This is a genomic window from Streptosporangium sandarakinum (assembly GCF_013409935.1).
In the GTDB taxonomy this organism is placed as follows: Bacteria; Actinomycetota; Actinomycetes; order Streptosporangiales; family Streptosporangiaceae; genus Streptosporangium; species Streptosporangium nondiastaticum.
Genome location: NZ_JACCCO010000001.1, coordinates 2,894,630 through 2,916,950 on the forward strand (window position 1 = coordinate 2,894,630; position 22,321 = coordinate 2,916,950).

The following is a 22,321-nucleotide window of genomic DNA, read 5'->3' on the forward strand; positions in this document are numbered from 1 at the left end:
CTTGTCGTGTGTCATTCGGGCGTACGGGCCACCACGCGCTCAGCCCCGATCCCTGACCAGCGGTGTCTTGCCGACGGTGGTCCGCTCGATCTGTGGTGAGGAGCGCGGCACGAACACCAGCCGGAACCCGTATCCGGTCTGCTCGATGGCCGCAGCGTTGGCCTCCCGGTCGTTGAAGAGCGACAGGGAGCTCGGCAGTGCGTGGACGAACAGATTCCGCATCCCGTTCGGGCCGAGGGCGTGCTCGACGGCCGCGGCCGTGCCCTCGGCATCGTCCACCGCCGCGAGCAGGGTGAGGGTCCGGTCCTCACGGTGGTTGTGGAACTGGACCTCGTGCGCGACCAGGTCCAGGTCGACGCCGGTCGTCGAGCGCAGCCGCCCGCGCAGGGCCGCGTAGGCCAGCGTCGCCGAGTACTGGCTGTCGTTGAGGTGCAGCACGTCGGCGGTGCGCCCGGCGAACTCGAACCGCTCGGTGCGCAGCCCGGGTCCGTTCAGTGCGGGGCGGCGGATCATCCGATCGCCGAGCTTGAGCCGGAGCAGCGGCGTCTCGCCGGCGTGCAGCCGGGTGACGACCAGCTCGCCCTCCTCGCCTTCGGCGACGGCACGGCCGTGCTCGTCCACGATCTCCACCAGGTGCAGCCCCGGCACGGCGGACAGCGCCGGCGAGGTGTGGTCGAGCTGGAGCCCGACGCACTCGGCCTGGGTCGCGGCGAAGTAGCTGAGGATCGACACGTTGGGGAAGAACGCCTGCAGCTCGTCGCGCTTGCGCTGCGGCAGGGAGCCGCTGCCGTACATGGCGACCCGGAAGCTCGCCCTGGCCTGCGGGGACAGCCCCGCGCCCAGCTCGGGCAGGAGCGCGATGCCGGCGGTGATGCCCATCAGCGCCTTGTGGCCGGGGTAGGAGAACATGTGCTCCAGCACCGGCGCGCTCACCGGTCCCGCGCCGATGTAGTTGACCCCCGGGACCTGGGACAGGACGCCGCCGACCATGGTCCCGCTGCTCCACATCTGGTAGTCGGCCAAGGTGGTGAACAGCCAGCGCGGCGCGGGGCCGCGCAGGTAGCGGCCGAGCTGGTAGGCCCCCATGAACGCCCCGGCGATGCGGTAGGTGTCGCGCAGCTCCCGCAGGGAGTACACGATCTCCAGGGGCATGCCGTCACCGGTGCCGCCGCTGGCCACCACCTCGAATCCGCCGTGTTCGAGCGGCACGACCATCCCGGCCCGGGCGCCCATGAACATGTCCCGCTGCACGGTCTTGTCCGAGAGGGGGATCCGCTCCCACTCGGACATGTCGGCGGGGGCGCTGCGGATCCCGAAGTAGTGCAGCCGCTCGCGCCACAGCGGGTTGAGCAGGGCGACGCCGACGAGCTGCTGAAGCCGGCGGAACACCAGCGCGTTCTGGAGGTCGAGCGGGGACTCGCAGTACGGGGTTCCGGTGAGCCGCCCGCACTCCTCCAGTTTCTCCGCGAACGACGGCAGCCGGATGACGTCGTCCACCGAGCGGGGCCGCAGTTCCTCCTCGGGGATCAGCCGTGCCGCCAGCTCCGCCGGGGCGGCGACGTCCGAACTCGTCATGGTCATGAATGACTCCCGTTCCGTTGGCCGGGCCGGACCGCGACGCTCTCGCGCAGCACCCGTTGCCCGATGTCCCTGATCTCGGCGATGAGCATGGTCAGGTGGTCGGCGTCGATCAGGTGGTTCATCACCACCACGCGCAGCGCCGCCACCCCGTCGATGTCGACCTTGGAGATGAAGAAGCGCCCGCCGCCCCGGATCCGGTTGCGGATCTCCAGCTGCAGGCGGTGTACGGTCGCCGGCTCCAGGCCGTCCGGCCGGTACCGGAAGCACAGGATGTTGGACTCCGGCTCGTGTGCCACCGCGAAGTCCGGCTCGGCGGCGAGCATCCGGTACGCCTGCCGGGCCACCGCGCACAGCCGGTCGATCTTCTGTGAGAACAGCGCCGGGCCGTAGACCGACCAGACCGTCCAGAGCGGCATGATCATCGGGCGTTTCGTGCACTCGAGGTTCTTGTCCGCGCTGTCGTAGGCGCTGTAGACGTCCGGTTCCTCGTCGAAGACGTAACTGGCGCGCTGCCGGAACGCACCGCGCGCCGTCGCGCCGTCGCGGTAGAAGAGCAGCGTGCACGGCGCCGGCATGAACAGCATCTTGTGGGCGTCCCAGGTCAGCGAGTCAGCCTGCTCGATGCCGCGCAGCCTGCCCCGGTGCCGGTCCGACAGCAGCAGGCTCGCCCCGTGCGCCCCGTCCACATGGAGCCAGAGCCCGTACCGGCGTGCCACGGCCGCGAGCTCCTCCAGCGGGTCGAAGGCGCCCATCGACGTGGTCCCGGCCGAGGCGACCAGGCAGAACGGTCGCAGACCGCGCCGGCGCGCCTCGTCCAGCACCGGGCCGGCCGTATCGGGACGGATCCGCCCGCCCCGGTCGACCGGGAGCCGGACGAGCTGCCGTTCCCCGATGCCGAGCACCCCGGCCGCCCGGGTCACGCTGTAGTGGGCCTCCTCGCTGATCGCGATGGCCGGGGAACCCGGCACACTGCCGGCTCCACGCGTCCAGATCTGCGGGAAGGCGCGGTTGCGGGCGGCCAGCAGCGCGGTCAGGTTGGCCAGGGAGCCCCCCGAGGTCGTCACCATGGCGAACCGGTCGCGGTCCCAGCCGATGAACCGGTTGAGCTCCTCGGCCATGAGCCGCTCGGCGACGTTGGGGAGTTGCCCGGCCTCGTAGAAGGAGGAGGGCTGGTTGACCACCGAGCCGACCAGGTCGATAAGGCCGGCCAGCGGCACCACGCCGGAGAACTGCCGTCCCATGTAACCGGGTGAGTAGACCGGGATGCCGGTCCCCGTGTACAGGTCGACGATCTGGTTCACCCGGTCGGCGTCGAAGTCGGCGATGCGCTGCCGTTCCGGGGTCATCAGCGCCCGCGCGGCCTTCAGCAGCACCGCCGGATCGAGGAGGTCGAGTCCCCGGACCGACCGGTCGCCCAGATACGTCGTCAGGCGGCTGACGATGCCCGCGGCGCCGTCGTGGAAACGTCCGGGGTCGAAGGCCGCGGTGAGACCCGGCGTGGGTGACCGGGAGCCTTCGCCGGTCGCCGGCTCCGGAAGGGGGCCCTGGCCATCGGAAAGTGAACTCGTCACGGAGGGTACTCCAAACGGTCCGGAGTTGAGAACGCTCACCTGGTCGCGCCCGGGATAATTCGCACGCGGCGAACCGGACTCCCGGTCGATCAAATGAAGGTTCTCGCGAGTGAATGCGTGATCTGTGATGGTGCGTCGAGCAAAAGAGGCCCTCGACACTCGGGGGCACGGGACGGAATTCGTACCACCGGGTCGTCGCGACTCTTTGGAACGATCCAATTTCGAGAGGCAACGTCGATCAGCAACAGCGGGAGACGGCGCGAGAGGGCGCCTTCGCCCCTGCTCACATCCTGTTCAGGCGGCTCGGGTCGGTCCGGCGACGACATCGCCGACGATCATGATCTGGGGGGGACCCGTCGTGGACGAATCACGATCGATTCAGCCTGAATTTCGCCCGACGCATACGTTGGAACACCCGTCATGCAGTTGACCTAATCATTGATGACAGGAGGGGCGCAAGACCCGGGGCACAGGTGGAGTGGCAGATTCCGGCCACAGTTACACATGGCCCTTGAGACGGATAGATGTTCGCCTGATATCAGTTGCCGAATGCCTCGTGAATTTTTCTCGTGAACCCGGATCAAGCTCGGCGTTCGAGGCCGCCGCCCCGACAGGAGATCCCACTGACAGCACATTCTAATTATATATATCTATATTCGATTAAATGCGATAGAAGCGCAGATGGACTGATCTTTGCAGGCGTAAGCACTAAAGCAGGATTTATGCTATTTACAGCCGATGCCGGATCCGCTGAGGCTCCGGACGGCGGCGCCCCCGAACCGGCCGTCCCGGACCGGCGGATGATCACCGATGACGCCGGGCGTCACCGGACCGGCAGAGGGCGGCCCTTCGCATCCGGTACGGCCGGGCCCGTGCCTGCGCGCCCTGCTGGAGCACCGCCGGATCCGCCATGCGCCGGCCATCGCGGGCAACCGGCGGGTGAACTTGGACGGGGCGCCGGAGTACCGGCCCCGCGAAGCGCCATCGGGATGGCCGCCGTCGCCTCCGGCCACATCCTGCGTGGGGAGAGGATCCCGTTTCCCCACAGCGGCGTCAGGCGGGTGCGCGCCGACCGGAAAACGATCGGCCTGGCCGTTCAGGGCCTGTGGCCGCACTCCATTCCGCGCAATATGGCGGCCAGGCCGTCATCGAACTCGGCCTCGGCCTCGGCGCCGACGCCGACGCCGCGAGCCTCCCGGGCGGTCTCGGCCATGAGGGGGAACTCCGGCAGGTCGGCGATGACGCTCGTACCAGGACCGGCCAGCGGGCCGAGGTGGTCGAGCTGAAGCGCTCCGATGACGTAGGCGAGCAGGCAGCGCAGCGCGACCACCCGCCGAGGCCCGTCGAGGCCCGCCTCCTTGAGGATTCCGACGAGCGTCTCCGACCATCCCAGCAGCCGCTCGGACCGGTGCCGGTGGGCGACGATCAGGGGAATCACCGATGGATGCGTCCCCACGGCGCCGCGCAGCCGTCGGACCATGGCGGCCACCCGGTCGGTCCAGGGCGCGGCGGGATCGGGTGGGGCGGTGTCCACCTGGGACAGGACCAGATCGACGACGAGTCGTTCCAGTTCTGCGCGGTCGGTGACGTACCGGTAGAGACCCATGGTGCTCATGCCGACCTCTTTGGCGACGGTGCGCATCGTGAGGCCGGCGAGACCGTCGCGGTCGATGACGGCGAGCGCGGCGGTGGCCAGCGTGGTCGGAGTGAGCGAGCGAGGACGAGGCATGACGCTTGACAGCGTACTGCGTACGCCTATCCTCGTAGGCGTACGCAGTACTCCAAAAAGCGGGAAGGCCATGAGCACGTTCATTCATCCCCGGACCATCAGCTCTCGCGTGCTGACCCCCGTCAACCAGCCGCCGCTCGCCGTCCCCGACCCCGACCGGCTGATCCACCTGCAGTTCCGGCGGTTCGCCGGTTGCCCGGTCTGCAATCTGCACCTGCGCTCGGTGGCGCGGCGACACGACGAGATCGAGGCGGCCGGCATCCGCGAGATCGTGGTGTTCCACTCGCCGGCGGACGAGCTGGCACGGCACGCCGAAGGACTGCCATTCGCCATGGTCGCCGATCCGGACCAGCGGCTCTACAGGGAGTTCGGCGTGGAGCCGTCCATCCGCGCGCTGTTCGACCCGCGCGTGTGGCCGGCGATCGTCCGCGGCGTCGCGGTGAGCCTGTGGCGGATGCCCCGGGGACTGGACCGCGCGCCGTCGGCCGTCCCGCATGGCGGACGATTCGGCCTTCCCGGAGACTTCCTGATCGCCGGTGACGGCCGGGTGCTGGCCGCCAGGCTCGGCCGCCACGCCTATGACCAGTGGTCGGTCGACGAGCTGCTCGCGCTCGCCGCCCGCGCTCCCCGGTCCACGCCGGAGGCCGGCGTCACGTGGGACGCCTCCGGTGAGGACGCCGCTCAGAAGGAGATGACGACCTTGCCGGGGACGTGGCCCCCCTCCAGGTAGCCGATCGCCCTGGGGATCTCCTCGAAGGGGTAGTGACGGTCGATGACCGGGATCACTCGTTTGTCGTTCAGGAACCCGCTCAACGTCTGCAGGTTCTGTCTGGGGCTGGGGCACTTGAGGGCGTCGGCCACCGATATCCGCCGGCCGACGAAGGGGGACAACGCCAGGGCGGAGAGCACCTGGCCCATGGGTTGTATCCAGCGGCCGGGCGGACCGCCGACCACCACGTAGGTCCCCTTGGGGTGCAGGGTGCGGCGGGAGACGGAGACCGGCCGGCTCCCGGCGATGTCCAGGAACAGGTCGTAGCGCCGGGTCTCGCGGGTGAAGTCCTGGGTGGTGTAGTCGATGACCCTGGTCGCGCCGAGGGAGTGGACCAGGTCCACGTTCCGGGCGCTGCAGACGCCGGTGACCTCGGCGCCGAGGGCACGGGCGAGTTGCACGGCGAACGTGCCGACCCCACCGGACGCGCCGTTGATGAGAACACGCTGGCCGGGCAGGATATGACCCTCGTCGCGCAGGGCGAGGAGGGCGGTGTTGGCGGCCATGGGAACCGCGGCGGCCTCCTCGTACGAGAGGTTCTCCGGCTTCGGGGCGAGGTCGGATTCGCGGACGCAGACATATTCGGCGAAGCCGCCACCGCTGATGACGGCGAAGACGTCGTCGCCGGGGCGGAATTCCGTGACGTTTCCGCCGACGGATTCGACCTGGCCGGAGATGTCGGCGCCCAGGATGGTGATCTTGGGGGTGCGGAGCGCGAGACCGCCGGGCATCAGGCGGGCCAGGTACGGCTCGCCGCGCATGTTGTGCCAGTCGTACGGATTCACGGAGCCGGCACGTACCCGGACCAGGACCTCGTCGTCGCGAGGAACGGGGACGGGGATTTCAGTGAGCGTCAGGACATCGGGTGGCCCGTACGAGCGTGAGACGAACGCCTTCATCGCCATCTCCCTATGCGAGTTCAATGCGGAGGCGGTTGAAAGACTAAGAAATGCGACCGGACCAGCGAATCAGCCGAAAGTACGCCTGATCGCTGGATGATCGGCTGAGCTGAATCGGGCCTTTCGCGCGATGAACAGACATGGGGGAGAAAGCCACGATCCCCTCATGACCGAAAGCGGTGTGAGGGGCGCCAAGCCCCAGAGGGTACGGCCCGGCGGACGGGGCGCCAGAGTCCCCGGATGGATGGTGCCCACCGGCCTGATCATGCTCAGCGCGATTCCGGTGGTCGCCGGTGCGCTGCGTCTGGGGGAACTGGCAGGTGGCGCGGCGGTCACCCCCGCCAACGCGCGATTCTTCGCGACACCGCTACCCGTGGTGTCACACGTCATCGGAGCGTCGCTCTACGGCATCGTGGGCGCCTTCCAGTTCGCGAAGAGGTTCCGTCGCCGGAGGCCGGCCTGGCATCGCATGACAGGACGGATTCTCGTCGTATGCGGACTCGTCGCCGCACTCTCCGGCCTGTGGATGACCGTGTTCCATCCTCGCCCGGAAGGCGACGGCGATCTCCTCGCGGCGTTCCGGCTCGTGTTCGGCACGGCGATGGCGGTCTCCCTCGTGCTCGGCTTCGCCGCCGTCCGGCGGAGAGATTTCCGCCGTCACCACGACTGGATGATCCGCGCCTACGCGATCGGCGTGGCCGCCGGCACCCAGGCGTTCACCCAGCTCCCCTGGATGCTCCTCGTCGGCCCCCTCGGCGAGACCCCCAGAGCCCTGCTCGTGACCGCCGGATGGGTCATCAACCTCGCCGTGGCCGAGTGGATCATCCGCAGACCCTAGTTCCTGACCCGATGGGTCTCGTACGCCCACATGGCGATCTCCACCCGGTTCCGGGCGCCGAGCTTGGCCATCAGGCTGGCGATATGGGTCTTGACGGTGCTGAGTGAGATGTGAAGTTCGTCAGCGATCTCACTGTTGGTGCGCCCCCGGGCCACCGTGACGAGGATCTGCTCCTCACGCTCGGTGAGCGCCTCGATGGGACGGACCGGCGGCGCGGCGGGCCCGGCGTGCGCGAAGGCGGTGAGCAGGCGGGCGGTGACGCTCGGAGCGATGAGGGCGTCACCGGCCGCCGCGGCGTGAACGGCCTGGGAGAGCAGCTCGGCGCCGGCGTTCTTCAGCAGGAACCCCCGGGCCCCCGCGCGCAGCGCCGCGTAGACGTACTCGTCGAGGTCGAAGGTGGTGATGACCACGACGGCGAGTGGGTCGTCGACGGTGGGCCCGGCGAGCATCCGGGTGGCCTCGATGCCGTTGAGCACGGGCATCCGGATGTCGAAAAGACACACGTCCGGTCGGAGCCGCCGGGCGAGTTCGACCGCTCGCCGCCCGTCGGCGGCCTCGCCGACCACCTCGATCCCCGGCTGCGCATCGAGGATCATCACCAGTCCGGTACGGACGATCTCCTGGTCGTCGGCGACCAGCACCCGGACGCTCATCCGGCCACCCCGGTACGCGGCAGCACGGCGGTGACGCTCCATCCCCGGTCGGGATCGGGGCCCGCCGCACAGGTGCCCCCGAGAAGATCAGCCCGTTCGATCATGCCGATGATCCCGTAACCGGGTGTCCCCGCGGGGCGAACGGGATCACCGTCATCGCTCACGCGCAGACGGACCGACGTGTCGTCGGCGCTGACCCGGACCAGGACGCGGGTGGCGTGCCGCGCGTGGCGCCGGGCGTTGGTGACCGACTCCTGGGCGAGGCGGTAGATCGCGGCCTCGACGGAAGGGGAGAGGCCGGCGGTGTCGCCCTCGATCTCCACCTGGACGGACGGGCCGGATCGTCCCGGGCTTTCGAGCTGGGAGAGATCGGCGATGCTCCGCCCAGGCGCCAGGTCCGCGGGCGCGTTCCGGCGGAGGACGTGAACCATGGCGCGCATCTCGGCGAGCGCCTGGGCCGCCTCAGCCTCGATCACCCGCAACGCCTCGGTGGCGGCGTCCGGCCGCGACGCCGCCGTCGCCAACCCCGCCTGTGCCCGGATCGCCATCGCCGAGACGTGATGGGCGACGGTGTCATGCAGGTCTCGGGCCAGTTGCTCACGTTCGAGCAGTTTGACCTGGTCAAGCTCCCGCGTCCGCGCCCTCGTCCGATAGCGGAACGCCGTTCCCACGGCGATCGCCGCGAGCACGACGGCGAAGGCGGCGGCGGTGTCGGCTGGACCGGAATAGTCCACGACCACGGAGAACGTGGCTTTGACGAGAATGATCGCCAACCCGATGATCGCCTCTCGCCCGGACCCCCACCGGAACAGCGCATAAGGCAGGAGAAGCAGATAAATCATGGTGTTGGACTCGGGCGAGACGCCACCCGTCAGCACCTGGGCCACACCCGACACGCCGAACGCGATCGCGACCATCAGCAGCGGCCGGGTGCGGCGCCACAACAAGGTGGGCACCAACCCGACCGCGAGGCTCACCGAGATGACCCGTGAGGGCATGTCCGGCCGCACCACTCCTTCGAGCAGCGCGACCGGCAGCAACACCCCTACGAGCACCCAGTCTCGCCACACCCGCCGTGGCGCGTCGGGGGAACGGGGCTCATGCCACACGGAGCGAATAAGGCCGTGCACGAAGTCATGGTACGAGAGCCCCCACCACAAACAATCAGCCCAAAGTACGAGACATTCGGCTCGCCGGCTCAGATCCTTCCGCTTCTCGCCCGTAATCGAAGTACCGGATTCACCTGTCCGCTCCCCGCGACCCCCCGGCTGTCACGCGCCAGGAGCCCGGTATGCCACCTCCATCCGCGCGGCGTCGTCGATCTCCTCCGGCGTCAGCAGGACAGCCGTCTTCGTCCGTACCGCCCCGGACGCCGATATCGTGAAACCCACGGCGGCCGAAGCCACATTGTTCGGCAGGTCGACGATCACATACGTGTCCGCCTCGCCGAACGCGAAGTACATCTGCTCGACCCGGCCGCCGACGCTTTCCGCCATGCGCTCCACCGCCTGCCGTCGCCCGGTGCCGCCATCCTGCAACACTCCCTTGAGGCCGTCCGCGGTGTAGGTCGCCTGAATCAGGTACTTGGGCATGATCGGCCCCTCTTCTCATGCCGCACCCTGCGCTGGGGCGGCCATTGCGGTCACGGGGTCGAAATTCTCGACTTAGAGTGACGGTAACCCCACCCGCTGTACTGGTTTTCCCTGTCGCGGTCTTACGCCGCGAAGCCCGCAGTGGTCTCACAGCGCATGCCCGCAGGCTCGGGAACCGCTGATCATGGTCACGCCGGGGCCGACGGCTCATGGTGTTGTTCGGCTGCATGTACCACGTGAAGATGGGCGCCTTTTCCGCAGCGAGCGCGGCGGAGTGGTCGCCTCGACGGCCTGCACCGAGGTCTGGCAGGAAGCCCGAAGACCGGCCTTCGCTCCCGCACAGGTGGCCTCTCCCCTGGCCCATAGGCCGTACGACCTGAGGCACGCGGCGGTGTCGCTCCGGCTCAACGCGGGCGTCTCGGCTCCCGACGTGGCAGAGCGTGCCGGGCACAGCGTGGACGTGCTCCTACGGGTCCACGCCAAGTGCCTCGACGGGCACAAGGACGGGCGAACAAGCGGATCGATGACGCGCTGACCGCGTGAGGCGCATGCCGTACGACCAGCGGAAGCACTTCGGGGTCCTTCAGCGAGCATGCAGCCTTGGCGGCCAGTCACGGCTGGCACCGGTTGCGGCTGATCCGTCACCCCGAGTCCTCGCCTGATTTCCCGGCTCACGCTGGTTCCGGGCGGCTATGGTGCGCCGTACCCGATTTGATCTAGATAGCAGGAGCGCGCAGTGATGAACGTGAGGGAGCCCGACTGGGCGTACGTGGCCAGGTCCCTCCTCAAGGTCCTGGCCGTCACCGCGGCATTGTTCCTGGCTCTCAGCGCGGCCGAACGAGTTCTGACGATGTTCATCGACTTCGACGACGAGCGGATGGCCCAGGTGTACGGCACGGCCGCTCGCGTCGCGAACCCGGATATGCGCCTGACGGACGGCCACGGCGATGACGAGGGGCTACTGGAGACGACCTACACGCTGTGGGGGGAGCCGCGCCGGGCCGGTCGCGGCGAGGGCTGGGCAGGGTACGAAATCACGAAGAACCTGTTCGGCACCGTCCGGGCCTCCTCCCTCGGCGAGTCATCCGGCAGCCTGGGCGGCGCGATCACCTCCATGGAGGCAGACCTCGGCGTCGACAGGGAACTTACGGAGAAGGCCCGAAAGACCATCGATGGGCTCCCCCAGACACTCGACGCCGTCGCTGTCGTGGAGTTCGCACACGTGATGACCACCGAGCAACTCGTCGCCTTCAACCGGAGGCACGGACTCTGCGGAGGAGCGGACGTCGCCTACATTTACTCCCCGTCCTTCTACGACGACTCCAGCGACGATCCCTCGTTGAACGCGGTCGTCTGGAACCGCGCCATGACCGAGGACCGCATCCGGGCGGATCTCACATATCAGTGCGAGACCGAGCCCGAGGCGGCGCTGAAGGAGTTCCGCAGATGGGTAGGGCTGCTTGACGAGGGGGACGACCTCAGCGATTTCGAGCTGAACTACGAGTGGCTCAACGGGACGGCCAAGGAGGGTGTCGTGTACGGGCTCGTGGCCGACCGCTGGAAGCTCGCCGACCTGCGCAAGCTCCTCGACGACCCGGAGGTGCGGACGATTCACCTCACCGACGTCGCCTTCGACCTCGGCGAGATCAAATAGCAGTCTTCGATGGGTTTCAGCGGCGTGGATGCGAGCCCCAGCGCCCACACCGCCCAGGGTTGTGCATGATCTAGCCGCTGCATGCCCGGTGCGCCTGATCGACGTGCTCACCCATGCCAACATGCCGGCCTTCGCCGGCCAGGGAGTCCCAGGGCTCGGGCGGCATGATCCACATGCTGTTCGAGCGCCACCGGTGTCGACCCCTCCCGTCCTGCGGCCAAAGATCCGTCAATCGCGTCCATGCCCGCACCTGTGCGATCGATGAGCGTGTCGTCGCGCTACCGAGGGCAGGAGGGCACCGGTCCGGCTCCGTTGCCATCTCCGTCGCGCTACCGCGATCGTTGGGCCGTTCTCGTTCCGCAGGCGATCGAAGCCGATCACCACTCGGCCGGAAAAGCAAAAGAGGCCCCGTAGGGCCTCTGAGCCGCCGTTTGCCTGGTGGCAGGTGCAGGACTTGAACCTGCACAGGCTGAACCGACGGTTTTGCAAGTCATGATCGTTCCCGCCGAGATATGGCCTCTCACCTGCGGCGCAGCCATGTCTACCTGCCACGACTTCCATGATCATTGCATATATGTCGTACGACGAGCCGATCACGGCTTGTCCGGAGCGGACGCACAGGAACCCTGGATCACCCGGTTTGCTTGGTCCGACCGCGGACGTTGATCAGGTTCTTGCCCGGCCCTCTCGCGGGCAAGCCGCCCCAGCGGGATGCGCCGGCCTCCTCCGACAGGCAGCATGGCAGAATGCCGGATCTGCTGTGGGATGAGGTCAGGAGCTTCTTCGACCCCGATCTGATGGGGAGCCTGCCGGATGTCTGGGTTGCGGATGCCTCGGTCGACGACTGGCAGGCGGTCCTCGATCTGATCGAGGTCCATGGTTGGAGGAGCGAGTACTCCGAGGGCGACATCGTCCTGCCGCTGCCTCACGCCGAGCAGGTGTTGTCCCTACCTGCGGATGCCGACTACCCAAGCCTGCGCGTCTGGCCGGCTCCGGATGTGCTGGCGATCTTCCGGTTTCTGTCGGAGGACATGATCGACTTCGATGTCGATCTGCGGGAGCTGCAGGGGCAGGAGCGGCTGGACCTTCTGTGCGGATTCTTCGTAGAGATCGGGCGGAAGCTGGGCAAGCCGGTGCTGATATCGCCGGAGGGTGACCCGGACCGTCCAGTGCTCGGGTTCGATGTCCGGGCCGACCGTGTGGTGCTGCTGACGGACCCTTGGGCCGGCTGACCACCACTGCGGAACGGACGTCCCGCAAGATTCGAACCCACGACCATCGGATCAGAGGCGGATCGGTCGTTGAGGGCTCCGTAATGCGGTGGCCTACGGCTGTGGGCTATGGGACGGTGAGTGGGATGAAGATCGTTCCGTGCAGGCTCCGCAGCAGTTGCACTCGGGCCATCCCTCCGGATGCGGTCGACGCATGAGGTACGTCGATCTCAACGCCTCGATGACCCTGCCCGGTGGTGTCGTTCACGGTGTCATCAGCCCGGCCGAGTACCTGGAACGGCTTCCCGAGTTCGCCGACGTACTGCCGGCGGGCGCTCGGGCGTTCGCAGCAGATCCCCAGCACTACGACTTCCACGGTCCGCGATGCGTGAAGGACCTCAACCTGGAGCGGATCTCGTTCGCCGAGACCGGCGGTGAGAACCGCATGGAACTCGCGTTCCGGCACAACTGCTGGAAGCACGAAGAGGACCTCGTCATCCGCTATGAGGGCGTGACGGGCTACAGACTCGACATCGCCGCCCCCTCCGGGATCGAACCGCGCAGCGTGGTGATCCTCGATGAGATCCTGCCGCACCCCGACGGATGCAGCCACGAGATCGCCTTCCGGCCCGGAACGACCATGGTGGTCTGCCGGGACCTGACCGCCACGTGGGTGGATATCGACTGCCCCGAGAAGCCCTCTCGCGCCTGAGGTCATCGGCAGAGCGTCCTGCTGGTCAACGGTGGCAGCGGTTTTCAAGAGGGCCGTATTCCAGATGGCGGCAGAGCCTCTGATCAGGGCGGGAGCACCTTCCGGCACCTCAACCACAGAAGATCATCCCGCATATGTCCCGCGCACTTCTCAATCCTCGCCTACCAGGACCCTGCGGTGGCCGCACATGTCGCGGGCGAGGACTTCCCTCCCAGCTCTTGACCTGTCCCGTCCACCATCCGAGAGCATGTCGATCATGCTGTTTCTCCGTTTCTCGGCCATCGGGCTTCTCTGCGGAGTCGTGCTGATCCCCCTCTTCTAGATCCAGCGGGGCGATGAATTCGAGCATCTGCGCCTGGCCGCACTGATGGGCTTGGACGTCGCCCAGGTCGTCACGGTCCCGATCGCGCTGGCGGTCGGAGCCTGGAAGGCTCGCCCTTGAAGCAAGCGCCCTCGGCCGTCGCCTCCAGGCTTCGTCCTCCTCATAGCTGTCGACCTCCCAGGACGGGACCGCTGTGTCAAGGGTCAGCGAAGCTGATCGTGAGGCAACGGCGCAGGCGCCCTCGACTCGGCGAGCACGAGACACCTGGGCGGCAAGGAGGACGAAGGGCCATCGGATTAGAAGTGGATGACCCTTCATGGGCTTCGCGTAGCCTCTGATCCGCGGAATGAGACGTCGGGGGTCAGCCGAAGACGGAGATCATCCCGTGCATATCCCGCAACGCCTATTGAGTAGCCACGGCTCCCTATGAGTCCCTCATGGTCTCCTCACCGACGGGCATGCAACGGGCACGGGGCATGGCTTCTGCTTCCTCGCGGCATGCCTATGGTCGTATGGCCGGGCCGAGGAAGGAACGTCTCCACACGGTCCTGCGGACGCCGGCTCGGCCGAGCTAGACGCTGGCATGGATGTGCTCGCGCTGTGTGCTTTCCCGCATGACAGCGGTCTCAGAGTTTGTACAGCCTGTTGAACGGTGTAGTGATTCGTTGCTGCCGCGATCCGAAATCGATGAACACGGCGATCTCGTCTTCTACAGCGATGACGACGCCGAGACCATACCGATCATGGGTCACTTGGTCGTTCACGCTGAACCGCTCGGCAGGCGGGGCGGGGGGCGGGGGCTTGAAGGGACTTGTGGACAGGTGGCGACGGGGCGCGCCGCTGGCTGACTTCATCCCCACCAGTATGTGCCGCCTGTTAGAACGCTCGCAACGGGACATGGACATGGCCCTAAAAATGACCAAGGTGCGAGTCTGGATCAGCGTCCTGACCTGGGCCTTCGCGCGTGGAGCGGATGACGGGAATCGAACCCGCGCTGTCAGCTTGGGAACTGCATCGATCATGGCCTACTGGAACCCTGAGCTGGGCAGCGAGCCGGTCCTGAGTGACCGTGGCGGACCCCTCGTCCCCCTCTTAATGGCCCGCTAATGGCCCAACGATCAGCCAGCGACCTGGCATTTCTCGCGCAACGCGCGTACCCCGGCCCGCCTGATCATCCCGTCCGCCTTCGACCCGCCCGAAGGGGAAGCGGGCCAGGGCCACGGGGACAAGGTGGAGCCCCCAACCGCAGGAACGACCTTGGCCCCGTGGCCCTGGTCTGCTCGGCTTGTCCCGGGTCGATGGTGGGCGGGATGATCAGGCTTCCACCTCAGCCACCCACGAACCTCAGGCCCGAACGGCGATCATCCCGGAGCCGGAGCGCCCCCGCCGGAGGCGATCTTTTCCATGAGGTACGGGTGGAGAGATCATCCGAGTAGCGGGAACTCGGCACGTGAGTGCCAGCGGTCTCCGTCGCTGACGAAGAGGCTGACCAACGTGACGTTGGCTGTGATGGGCAGTCGTGCGGTCAGCGCGGCTTCCGCCTCGTCGAGCACATGCGCCTGTTGGCCGTGGGCGACGGTCAGGCGCGGGATGACCTCCGTGAACTATCCACCGTAGGGCAGCGCTTCGGGCCACCGTGCCACGACGGCCTCGGTCAGGGCGTGAAAGGGCTGGTCAGGTGTCGACGCGAGGTAGAGCACGTCGGGGAAACGCTGGCACTTGTCGAACCGGACAGTGAACGGCCTGTGCTCGCCGAGCAGTGCCCTGAGTTCGTCGAACATTGCAGTGTCGATGCGATCAATGTCCAGGAAGGGCACGAGCACCGTCACATGCGCGGGAACCCCGGCCGAGGCGAAGGAATCAAAACGCTACCGCCAGCGTCCGACCACTGGCTCAGCTTCCTTCACCACGGCCAGCAAGGCCGTCTCGCCTGCTCGGTACTGTCCTGAAGTGCCGTCCGACATGGTCGGATGATCTCAAGCTTCAAGGCATGCCTGCTACCTCTTTATGTCGCAGTCGCCTCGCATACCGAACGGCCCGGGCCGCTGCCGCCCGGGACCGACCCCCAGGCCGCACACCCGGGCGGCGGAGGGCCGTCGGCGGCGCGCAGCGCCGCCGCTTGACGCGCTCGCCCTCCGCCTCGACGGCAAGGCGGCGGCGCCGAACACGATCGCCCGTAAGCGGGCCGTCTTCCATGCCGTTCTTGAGTACGCGGCGGAGCTGGAAGAGCTGTCGGCCAATCCGCTGCACAAGGTCAAGTGGAAACCACCCAAGGTCACCGAGACCGTGGACCCTCGCGTGGCGGTCAATCCGCGGCAGGCCCAGGAACTTCTGACCATGGTCACCTACGTGGGTGGCCGGGGCAGGGGCCGGCGGCTCATGGCGCTGTTCGCCTGTATGTACTACGCGGCGCTGCGCCCGGCTGAAGCGGTCGGCCTGCGTATCCAGGACTGCCACCTGCCGCTCAAGGGCTGGGGGCGGCTGACGGTCGATGTCTCCCGGCCGGAGGTCAACACTCAGTGGACCGACAGCGGGGACGCCCACGAGGAACGCGGGCTCAAGCATCGGGGCCGTGACGACGTGCGTCCGGTGCCGATCCCGCCGACGTTGGTCAAGATCCTTCGGGAGCACATCGCCGAGTACGGCACCGGTGAAGATGGGCGCCTTTTCCGCAGCGAGCGCGGCGGAGTGGTCGCCTCGACGGCCTACACCGAGGTCTGGCAGGAAGCTCGAAGACTGGCCTTCACTCCCGCCCAGGTGGCCTCCCCCCTGGCCCGCAGGCCGTACGACCTGAGGCACGCGGCGGTGTCGCTCTGGCTCAACGCGGGTGTCTCGGCTCCCGACGTGGCGGAGCGAGCCGGGCACAGCGTGGATGTGCTCCTACGGGTCTACGCCAAGTGCCTCGACGGGCACAAGGACGTGGCGAACAAGCGGATCGATGACGCGCTGACCGCGTGAGGCGCATGCCGTACGGCCAAGGCCCCGGAAGCGCTCCGGGGTCCTTCGGCGTTTCGGGGCCGGTCCCCGTCTCCAAGACGACCGAAAAGCCCGGCACGACCTGGGGAAACACGGCCAAGATCATTGCACGTATATTGGTGGACCGGCGACAGGCGGCGGCTCAGAGCGGCACACGGCTGCATGGCCCGGAAAAGCAAAAGAGGCCCCGTAGGGCCTCTGAGCTGCCAGTTGGCTGGTGGCAGGTGCAGGACTTGAACCTGCGTAGGCTGAGCCGACGGTTTTACAGAGCCCTGCCGATGGCTCCTCTACATAGCTTCTGACCTGCAGAAAGCTAAGTCTTCTCTTTCCCGGAACGACCAAGGCGACGCGCATCCGACGCAACGCTCACATCAGAGTGATCTTCTTGGTCTCAAGTGACAACTAGTTGCATTCCACGAACGTCATGTAACACAGTTACGTACCAGTCGGCGGCATAGTGGAGGTGGTGATTCGGGTGGCACCATCCGGAGAAGTTCAGGGGCACAGGGCTCCAGAACCATGGTTCACAGGAAAAATAGGAACAGTCCTCTTATATCGGGTAAATCGGAGACCCAGGACAAATCAGACTCTTGGTGCTGAACAGCCCTCTTCGGTTATGGTGCACATCTCAGAAGTCCTTAGCTTCGGCCAGTCAGTGACAGCAGGGCGTCAAACCAACGCTCGCGACTGGATCTTAGGGAATGAGACAATCTCGGACGATCAAACGGTTCTTACCGGTCAGATTGGGTGGCACAGGTCTAGCGAGCGAACAACAGATAAATTTGATCCGGTAACAAAGACTTGGATAGACTCCGTAGAATCTTCGGAGATATCCGCAAGAGCACCCTTCATTTTTCATAGCCCCAGTCGGATTTTAGGTGTATTAAAACATCCAACGTTCACCGAGAAAACCATCTCTCTAGTCTTTGAAACACTGCTTCGACAAGGAGAAGAGAGGCGAGATTGGCCGTCCACTGAATGGTCAGTAGAGCCCATACTAGATGAGATAGATTTCATAAACTGGCTGCACAGCGTTGAGTCCGTTCAGCGGGTTAATCTAGTGGCTAGGATGCCCAACCCGGATGGACTAGACGAGTTCGGTTCGGTCTGGCAAGAGATGGAGAGACACAAAGCACGCCTTCTCAAACAGATCATGGAAGCAGCAGACGAACGTGAAGGTCTTATTGACATCGAAGAAGACGAACGCGTGAAAGCGCACATCGCGATGAGCGCAAACGGCTTCGGATACATAACAGCAAAGGGAATTAGGAATGGCAGGGAGACCAAATACGATCAGAGAGAGAAGGTCGCCCGAGAAACAACAGAAGAACTTGGCCCCAACTGGATAGAGACCGCACAAGAGGTACTAGAGGTTGTGCGTAGGAGACATGCCCGAGCAGCACGCAGAAGGGAGTCGCAATCCGCAGAGAGGAGAACGTTAGGTGAACCTCAATCGTAGCGACTTCGGCTTTTGGAAAAATGCCAAAGACATGCCAGCTGGACAACTGATAGGAATCGAGGGGATATTCGCCCTAATATTAGGCGGCCTCGGGTGCGGCCTACTAATTCCCTCAACAAAAATAGCCGACCGCGTCGTGATTGCTGGCGACTTCTTAACTCTCATAGGGGCGCTCTTAGGAGTGATGGTCGCCGCATTCGCTTTAGTAATAACTTTATTTTCAGACAGTTATCTGCTTCAACTGAAGACACACCCTAGCGGGGTGAGGATCTTTCTTGCACCGTTCGTGGTGAACATTGGATTTAACGTTGGTGCCGTTATTGGAGCAGTGGCCTACCGGTCAACAGCATCGCATCTTCCCGCGACTCTTGAGCAGTCATTTTTTGTAGCAATAGGAACGATGTTTGTTTTTGTACTGTTGAAGATAGTAGCGATCTCCCGGAATGTCCTAGCTCATGGAGTAACGAGGGCAGAGGTGGCCGAAATCGAGCAGATGCAGCGGATGATAGACAAACCCAACCGGGACAAAGACCTCTAAGCCCTCCAACACCTCCTTACATCTCTTCGTCCAAGACATCAGCCGCGAGGCTAATGGAGACGCCTTCTTCATCAGTTATTGCAGAGTGGAGATGCACACCGCTCCCTCTGCGAATACCGTGCGGCCATGCTTCCGCGCCAAGAGCGTTGCGCCATGCCTCAAAATCATCCTGGCGTTGGATGGGATCGGCCGCATTGCATTCCCCCACCAGCGTGGGACCAGAACCACCATCCGTGATGGTCCATGAAATAGCCGGAAGCCGTTCCGTGTTTGCCTGCCCCAGAAGCCTTCCAAGAGCTGCGTAGGCTCGCTGCTGCGCCTTCTGCTGGTTGTCCATGGCTACCTCCGTATTCGTGCTCGTGCCGCTCAGGACAGAACGCTCGCGTCAGGCAGCGTGATCGGTGCCTCTCCGCGGTCGTGGTCGTACATGCCAGCCAGGGCGGGGAGGAACGCCTGAAGGTGCGTCTTCCACCGGCCGCACAGCGCCGACCGCGCGGCGGAGTCGGTGTGAAGCAGGAACCGCAAGTGCCTCAGTCCATGCATGAGCACGTCGATGTACCGGGGAATCGGCGCCTCGGTGGCTTCCACCGGAATGGGCTTACCGACCGCATCGGGCAGTGCGGGATTGATCGGCGAAGCGTCCGGCCACTGTTCACGGGCCAGGTCTGAGCAGCCGACGATGGCCACGTACGTCAGGATCACATCGCCGTCCTCCGCACGCCACGAGGTGGAGTGCAGGAGCGTCACGTCGGCCGATGCCGAGTGGTCCGCAAGGAGCGTTTCGACAGTGGTGTGCGGATCGCTGTCCTGGGTGATGGGGCCTGAGCGCCATGCGTCGGCCCCGCTGATCAGCCAGAGCCCGACAGCGTCCGCCGTCACCGGCCAGACCTCTACGCGGACCCCTGCGCGGTCAGACATGTTCATCCTCCGATGTCTTCGGCCGGCCTACGCTCCTGGCCGTCTTGACCAACTGAGCCGCCCTCGCTTTGGACACTCCGATCCGGTCGGCGAGGCCAGCCAGCGACATGCGTTCGGTCTCGAAGATTCGAGCCGCTTGCTCAGCTCGTAGGTCTGCGGAGGCTTCGTAAAGCTTCCGCAGGGTCTCTACCAGCTCTGTCGCCTGCTGGAACGCCTGGTTGGGGTCGCCAATCTCTCGAACGGCGCCCGCTGCCGCCTCGGAGTCGCGCTCAAGAGCCGCCAGGGCAGCGGCGACGGCCTTGGTCGCATCCTCCTCTGTCATGAGACCCAGCGTACGCCGCTTCGTCAAGGACCCCCTACACAAATCGTGTAGCACCCCCTTGACGTTCGTGCAGGGGGCTCTGTACGGTCGTTCGTGTAGCACCCCCTAGACGAACGACTTGGAGGGAGCACTGTGATCCCGACCCCGAAGCCCCGCCGCTTCATCGCTGCCCTGTTGATGGCCCTCGCGGCCTTCTACATCGTCACCTAGCCCGAGAAGGCCGCCGCTGCGGTCACGAGCGCCACGCACGGCGCGGCCAAGGTCGCGGACGCGCTGATGACCTTCGCCAACGCTCTGGGCTGACTTCTCCGCTTCACATAAGCGGGGCGACCCCCATCCGCCAAGACGCAGGGCCGCCCCTCACTCCCGCAAAGGAGCACAACCATCATGACCCGCCCGTTCGCCGCGGCCAAGTCGGACTGCTGCCCGTCGGACTGCCGCAACGGCCAGATCTGGAACCCCGGCTCCGGCTCCTACCCGTGCCCGATCTGCCAGGGCTCCACCGGCGCAAGCAAGGTCACCCGATGAGAGGCCAGTGGCCGGCCGGGGCCAACGACATCACGCCCGGCAAGCCGCTCCACACCTGCGTCTGCGGAGCGATCAGCTCCAGCCCGATCAACCACGACCACTCCCGGAAGTAAGGAGAGAGCGATGTCTCAGACCGACAAGTGCGGCGGCTCATTCGCCAACGGAGAGGAGCTGTTCGTCTGCGACCGCGACAACGACCGGCACCTGGTCCACCGCGACGCCAGCGGCACCACGGCCGTGAAGGTGCCTGGTGGGTTCCTGGTCAGCAAGCCGAAGCGCGCGTAGCGGCGTTGCGGGTGCTCGCCCGGTCCCCGAGGTCGGGCGGGTGCCCGGAGCAGCCAGCTCCGTCACCCCGAAAGGAAGCAACAGCGTGAGCAAGCGCAAGAGCACCACGAACGTCACCACCAGTGGCTGGACCGCCGTCCAGGTCGGCAGGGTCGTCGACTCCGGCGAGGAGCCGACGACGCTGACTCCCCCCAGGGGGGCCGCCTCCGGCACCGTGACCAACGTCCGGTCCGGTAACGCCCGGGTCGGTCTCCAGGCCGACGAGGTCCGCGGCGGGCTGACCATCCGGATGCCGCGGTGATGACGATGACCGAGTACACGCACCCCGACGTGCTGACCATCGGCGTCCGGGACGGCTGGGCCGAGGCGGAGACCGACCCAAGCCGCATCGACTGGCCCGCCCGGCAGATCACTGCGGCGATCCCGTTCGAGGTCATCGACGGCCGCCCGGTCAACCCCTGCGAGAAGACCAGCATCCAGCGTGGACGCAATGAACTCGGCCACTGGGGCGAGAAGCAGGCGGCCGACGCGATCGTCACCGCCGACCACGCCGGCAACCGATGGCTGCTCATGGTGGAGCGGGACGACAACCACGGCTGGGCCATCCCCGGCGGCTGCCTCGACCCGGGGGAGGACTCGCTGAGCGCTGCGATCCGGGAACTGGAGGAGGAGACCTGCTTGGTCATCGAGGGCGCCGCCTGGCAGGTCCTCCCGGCTCGGTACGTGCCGGACCCGAGGGCCAGCGATGAAGCGTGGATGGTGACCTGGCCCGCCATGGCCGATCTGGGCGACGTCGCCGAGCTACCCGCCGTGGTAGGAGCTGACGACGCCCGGCGGGCGGCGTGGGTACCGGCCGACTCCTACGCCGCCCTGGTGGCTCACCTGGCTGACGTCTACGAGGCGTCGGTATTCCGCGCGCACGAGGCCATGCTCGCCGAGGTACTCGGCTGACACCTGCGGGTGCTCGCCCGGCCTATGTGGTCGGGCGGGTGCCCGGAGCAGTCAGCTCCGCTTCTATCACGCCGGGGCGGTTCCCAACCGCCAAGTCCGAAACCGCCCCGACCTCTCCCGGTAAAGGAGTTCCACCATCATGTCCCACTCATCCACCCGAGCGCAGCACGGGCTCACCTGGCTGCCGCCGGGGACCGCGAGCACCCAGGAACTGAACCCGGCCGACGCCTGGAACGTCCTGGCCGAGGCCGGCGAATGCCGCTATGACCGCGACCTGCACGCCGGACCCGACCACCCGGAAAGCGAGGAGGAGCGCGCCGCCCGCGTCCAGGTCGCCCGCGAGGTGTGCGGCCCGTGCCCGGTGCGGGCACTGTGCCTGGCCTACGCCCTGACCGTCCGCCCCGCCACCGGCGTGTGGGCCACTCACACCGCCGAGGAGATCGGCCACCTGGCCGACGTCCTCCCCGCGCTGGCGGAGGTGGCCTAGCTCATGGGCCGCTACCAGTGCCCGCTGTGCTCGGGCCGCCACCGCAGCGAGGACCTGCCGCGCTGCTCGGTCCACACCCTCGGCTACGACCACGCCTGCTCCGGCTGCCGCGCCGCGGCCACGCAGACCCCGTGCGGAGGTGGCCGGTGATGGCCCGCTTCTCCTGCACCGACTGCGGCGCCCGCTCCCACAGTCCGATCGGCTGCCGCCGCTGCGGCACTACCGCCGCCCGCCCGATCCCGCGCTGCCCCGTCCACGGCATCCGCTGCACGGCCGCCTGCCGGCTGTGCCGCACCCTCGCCCATTCCACGCCCTGACCCGAGGTG

At 66.5% G+C, this 22,321-nt stretch carries 26 protein-coding genes and 1 pseudogene; 15 read left to right on the forward strand and 12 right to left on the reverse strand.

From position 1 onward, the window contains the following. Positions 1-39: 39 nt before the first annotated feature. From HDA43_RS12890 to HDA43_RS12900, 3 genes are all read right to left on the reverse strand, one after another. Positions 40-1,581, reverse strand: coding sequence for a phenylacetate--CoA ligase family protein (locus HDA43_RS12890; RefSeq protein WP_179820181.1), 1,542 nt, complete (start codon positions 1,579-1,581; stop codon positions 40-42). Next, the gene (locus HDA43_RS12895; RefSeq protein ID WP_179820184.1) at positions 1,578-3,152 is read right to left on the reverse strand and encodes a pyridoxal phosphate-dependent decarboxylase family protein; all 1,575 of its coding nucleotides are present in this window, start codon (positions 3,150-3,152) and stop codon (positions 1,578-1,580) included. The genes HDA43_RS12890 and HDA43_RS12895 overlap by 4 nt, the downstream gene beginning before the upstream one ends. 1,096 nt (positions 3,153-4,248) lie before the next feature. Continuing rightward, positions 4,249-4,881, reverse strand: coding sequence for a TetR/AcrR family transcriptional regulator (locus tag HDA43_RS12900; protein WP_179820188.1), 633 nt, complete (start codon positions 4,879-4,881; stop codon positions 4,249-4,251). A 70-nt stretch (positions 4,882-4,951) separates the two neighbouring features. Between HDA43_RS12900 and HDA43_RS12905 the strand changes: the two genes are divergently transcribed. Beyond that, complete coding sequence (locus HDA43_RS12905) at positions 4,952-5,611, forward strand: peroxiredoxin-like family protein (RefSeq protein WP_179820190.1); 660 nt, start codon at positions 4,952-4,954, stop codon at positions 5,609-5,611. Here the strand turns inward: HDA43_RS12905 and HDA43_RS12910 are convergent. Continuing rightward, positions 5,563-6,549 (reverse strand): NAD(P)-dependent alcohol dehydrogenase, encoded by a 987-nt coding sequence (locus HDA43_RS12910; RefSeq protein ID WP_179820192.1) that lies wholly within the window; start codon positions 6,547-6,549, stop codon positions 5,563-5,565. The genes HDA43_RS12905 and HDA43_RS12910 overlap by 49 nt on opposite strands. A gap of 166 nt (positions 6,550-6,715) precedes the next feature. On the opposite strand from HDA43_RS12910, the gene HDA43_RS12915 reads away from it, so the two are divergent. Continuing rightward, positions 6,716-7,387, forward strand: a complete 672-nt coding sequence (locus tag HDA43_RS12915) for a DUF2306 domain-containing protein (RefSeq protein ID WP_179820195.1) — start codon at positions 6,716-6,718, stop codon at positions 7,385-7,387. Here HDA43_RS12915 and HDA43_RS12920 read toward each other — a convergent pair. From HDA43_RS12920 to HDA43_RS12930, 3 genes are all read right to left on the reverse strand, one after another. Further along, on the reverse strand, positions 7,384-8,040 hold the full coding sequence (locus HDA43_RS12920) for a response regulator (protein ID WP_179820197.1): 657 nt from the start codon (positions 8,038-8,040) through the stop codon (positions 7,384-7,386). The two genes, HDA43_RS12915 and HDA43_RS12920, sit on opposite strands and share 4 nt — an antisense overlap. Continuing rightward, a complete protein-coding gene (locus tag HDA43_RS12925) occupies positions 8,037-9,083 on the reverse strand; it encodes a sensor histidine kinase (protein ID WP_312873221.1) in 1,047 nt (348 codons plus the stop codon). Before HDA43_RS12925 ends, HDA43_RS12920 begins: the two co-directional genes overlap by 4 nt. 228 nt (positions 9,084-9,311) lie before the next feature. After that, complete coding sequence (locus tag HDA43_RS12930; RefSeq protein WP_179820201.1) at positions 9,312-9,632, reverse strand: GYD domain-containing protein; 321 nt, start codon at positions 9,630-9,632, stop codon at positions 9,312-9,314. A gap of 739 nt (positions 9,633-10,371) precedes the next feature. Here HDA43_RS12930 and HDA43_RS12935 point away from each other — a divergent pair. The 3 genes from HDA43_RS12935 to HDA43_RS12945 all read left to right on the forward strand — a co-directional run bounded on the left by HDA43_RS12935 (position 10,372) and on the right by HDA43_RS12945 (position 13,209). After that, positions 10,372-11,286 (forward strand): hypothetical protein, encoded by a 915-nt coding sequence (locus tag HDA43_RS12935; RefSeq protein WP_179820203.1) that lies wholly within the window; start codon positions 10,372-10,374, stop codon positions 11,284-11,286. 746 nt (positions 11,287-12,032) lie between these two features. Further along, a complete protein-coding gene (locus HDA43_RS12940; protein ID WP_179820204.1) occupies positions 12,033-12,518 on the forward strand; it encodes a hypothetical protein in 486 nt (161 codons plus the stop codon). A gap of 193 nt (positions 12,519-12,711) precedes the next feature. Further along, entirely contained in the window at positions 12,712-13,209 is a 498-nt protein-coding gene (locus HDA43_RS12945; protein ID WP_179820207.1) for a hypothetical protein, read from the forward strand. A gap of 948 nt (positions 13,210-14,157) precedes the next feature. On the opposite strand, the gene HDA43_RS12950 is transcribed toward HDA43_RS12945, so the two are convergent. Both HDA43_RS12950 and HDA43_RS34330 read right to left on the reverse strand, forming a co-directional pair. Further along, entirely contained in the window at positions 14,158-14,385 is a 228-nt protein-coding gene (locus HDA43_RS12950; RefSeq protein ID WP_179820209.1) for a hypothetical protein, read from the reverse strand. Between the two features lie 750 nt (positions 14,386-15,135). Further along, positions 15,136-15,369 (reverse strand): annotated as a pseudogene (locus HDA43_RS34330) (2'-5' RNA ligase family protein); the annotation flags it as partial. A gap of 169 nt (positions 15,370-15,538) precedes the next feature. Between HDA43_RS34330 and HDA43_RS12960 the strand changes: the two are divergent. The 3 genes from HDA43_RS12960 to HDA43_RS12970 all read left to right on the forward strand — a co-directional run bounded on the left by HDA43_RS12960 (position 15,539) and on the right by HDA43_RS12970 (position 18,504). After that, complete coding sequence (locus HDA43_RS12960; RefSeq protein WP_246423972.1) at positions 15,539-16,489, forward strand: tyrosine-type recombinase/integrase; 951 nt, start codon at positions 15,539-15,541, stop codon at positions 16,487-16,489. Between the two features lie 484 nt (positions 16,490-16,973). Continuing rightward, complete coding sequence (locus HDA43_RS12965; protein ID WP_179820211.1) at positions 16,974-17,966, forward strand: DUF4747 family protein; 993 nt, start codon at positions 16,974-16,976, stop codon at positions 17,964-17,966. Beyond that, positions 17,950-18,504, forward strand: coding sequence for a hypothetical protein (locus tag HDA43_RS12970; protein WP_179820214.1), 555 nt, complete (start codon positions 17,950-17,952; stop codon positions 18,502-18,504). Before HDA43_RS12965 ends, HDA43_RS12970 begins: the two co-directional genes overlap by 17 nt. Positions 18,505-18,520: 16 nt before the next feature. Here the strand turns inward: HDA43_RS12970 and HDA43_RS12975 are convergent, their stop codons facing one another. The 3 genes from HDA43_RS12975 to HDA43_RS12985 are packed head-to-tail and all read right to left on the reverse strand — an operon-like array spanning position 18,521 to position 19,744. Then, positions 18,521-18,841: a hypothetical protein gene (locus HDA43_RS12975; RefSeq protein ID WP_179820216.1), complete on the reverse strand. Its 321-nt coding sequence runs from the start codon at positions 18,839-18,841 to the stop codon at positions 18,521-18,523. 29 nt (positions 18,842-18,870) lie between these two features. Continuing rightward, positions 18,871-19,422: a hypothetical protein gene (locus HDA43_RS12980; protein ID WP_179820219.1), complete on the reverse strand. Its 552-nt coding sequence runs from the start codon at positions 19,420-19,422 to the stop codon at positions 18,871-18,873. Continuing rightward, positions 19,415-19,744: a hypothetical protein gene (locus HDA43_RS12985; protein ID WP_179820221.1), complete on the reverse strand. Its 330-nt coding sequence runs from the start codon at positions 19,742-19,744 to the stop codon at positions 19,415-19,417. Before HDA43_RS12985 ends, HDA43_RS12980 begins: the two co-directional genes overlap by 8 nt. Before the next feature lie 387 nt (positions 19,745-20,131). Here HDA43_RS12985 and HDA43_RS12990 point away from each other — a divergent pair, with 387 nt between their 5' ends. The 7 genes from HDA43_RS12990 to HDA43_RS13020 all read left to right on the forward strand — a co-directional run bounded on the left by HDA43_RS12990 (position 20,132) and on the right by HDA43_RS13020 (position 22,312). Continuing rightward, on the forward strand, positions 20,132-20,272 hold the full coding sequence (locus HDA43_RS12990) for a hypothetical protein (RefSeq protein ID WP_179820223.1): 141 nt from the start codon (positions 20,132-20,134) through the stop codon (positions 20,270-20,272). Positions 20,273-20,395: 123 nt separating this feature from the next. Beyond that, positions 20,396-20,557: a hypothetical protein gene (locus HDA43_RS12995; RefSeq protein ID WP_179820226.1), complete on the forward strand. Its 162-nt coding sequence runs from the start codon at positions 20,396-20,398 to the stop codon at positions 20,555-20,557. A gap of 85 nt (positions 20,558-20,642) precedes the next feature. Continuing rightward, positions 20,643-20,858 (forward strand): hypothetical protein, encoded by a 216-nt coding sequence (locus tag HDA43_RS13000; protein WP_179820228.1) that lies wholly within the window; start codon positions 20,643-20,645, stop codon positions 20,856-20,858. Positions 20,859-20,863: 5 nt separating this feature from the next. Then, complete coding sequence (locus HDA43_RS13005) at positions 20,864-21,508, forward strand: NUDIX domain-containing protein (RefSeq protein ID WP_246423973.1); 645 nt, start codon at positions 20,864-20,866, stop codon at positions 21,506-21,508. Positions 21,509-21,647: 139 nt separating this feature from the next. Beyond that, a complete protein-coding gene (locus tag HDA43_RS13010) occupies positions 21,648-21,995 on the forward strand; it encodes a WhiB family transcriptional regulator (RefSeq protein WP_179820233.1) in 348 nt (115 codons plus the stop codon). A gap of 3 nt (positions 21,996-21,998) precedes the next feature. Then, on the forward strand, positions 21,999-22,145 hold the full coding sequence (locus HDA43_RS13015) for a hypothetical protein (RefSeq protein WP_179820235.1): 147 nt from the start codon (positions 21,999-22,001) through the stop codon (positions 22,143-22,145). Next, positions 22,145-22,312, forward strand: a complete 168-nt coding sequence (locus HDA43_RS13020; protein WP_179820238.1) for a hypothetical protein — start codon at positions 22,145-22,147, stop codon at positions 22,310-22,312. Before HDA43_RS13015 ends, HDA43_RS13020 begins: the two co-directional genes overlap by 1 nt. Positions 22,313-22,321: the final 9 nt, after the last annotated feature.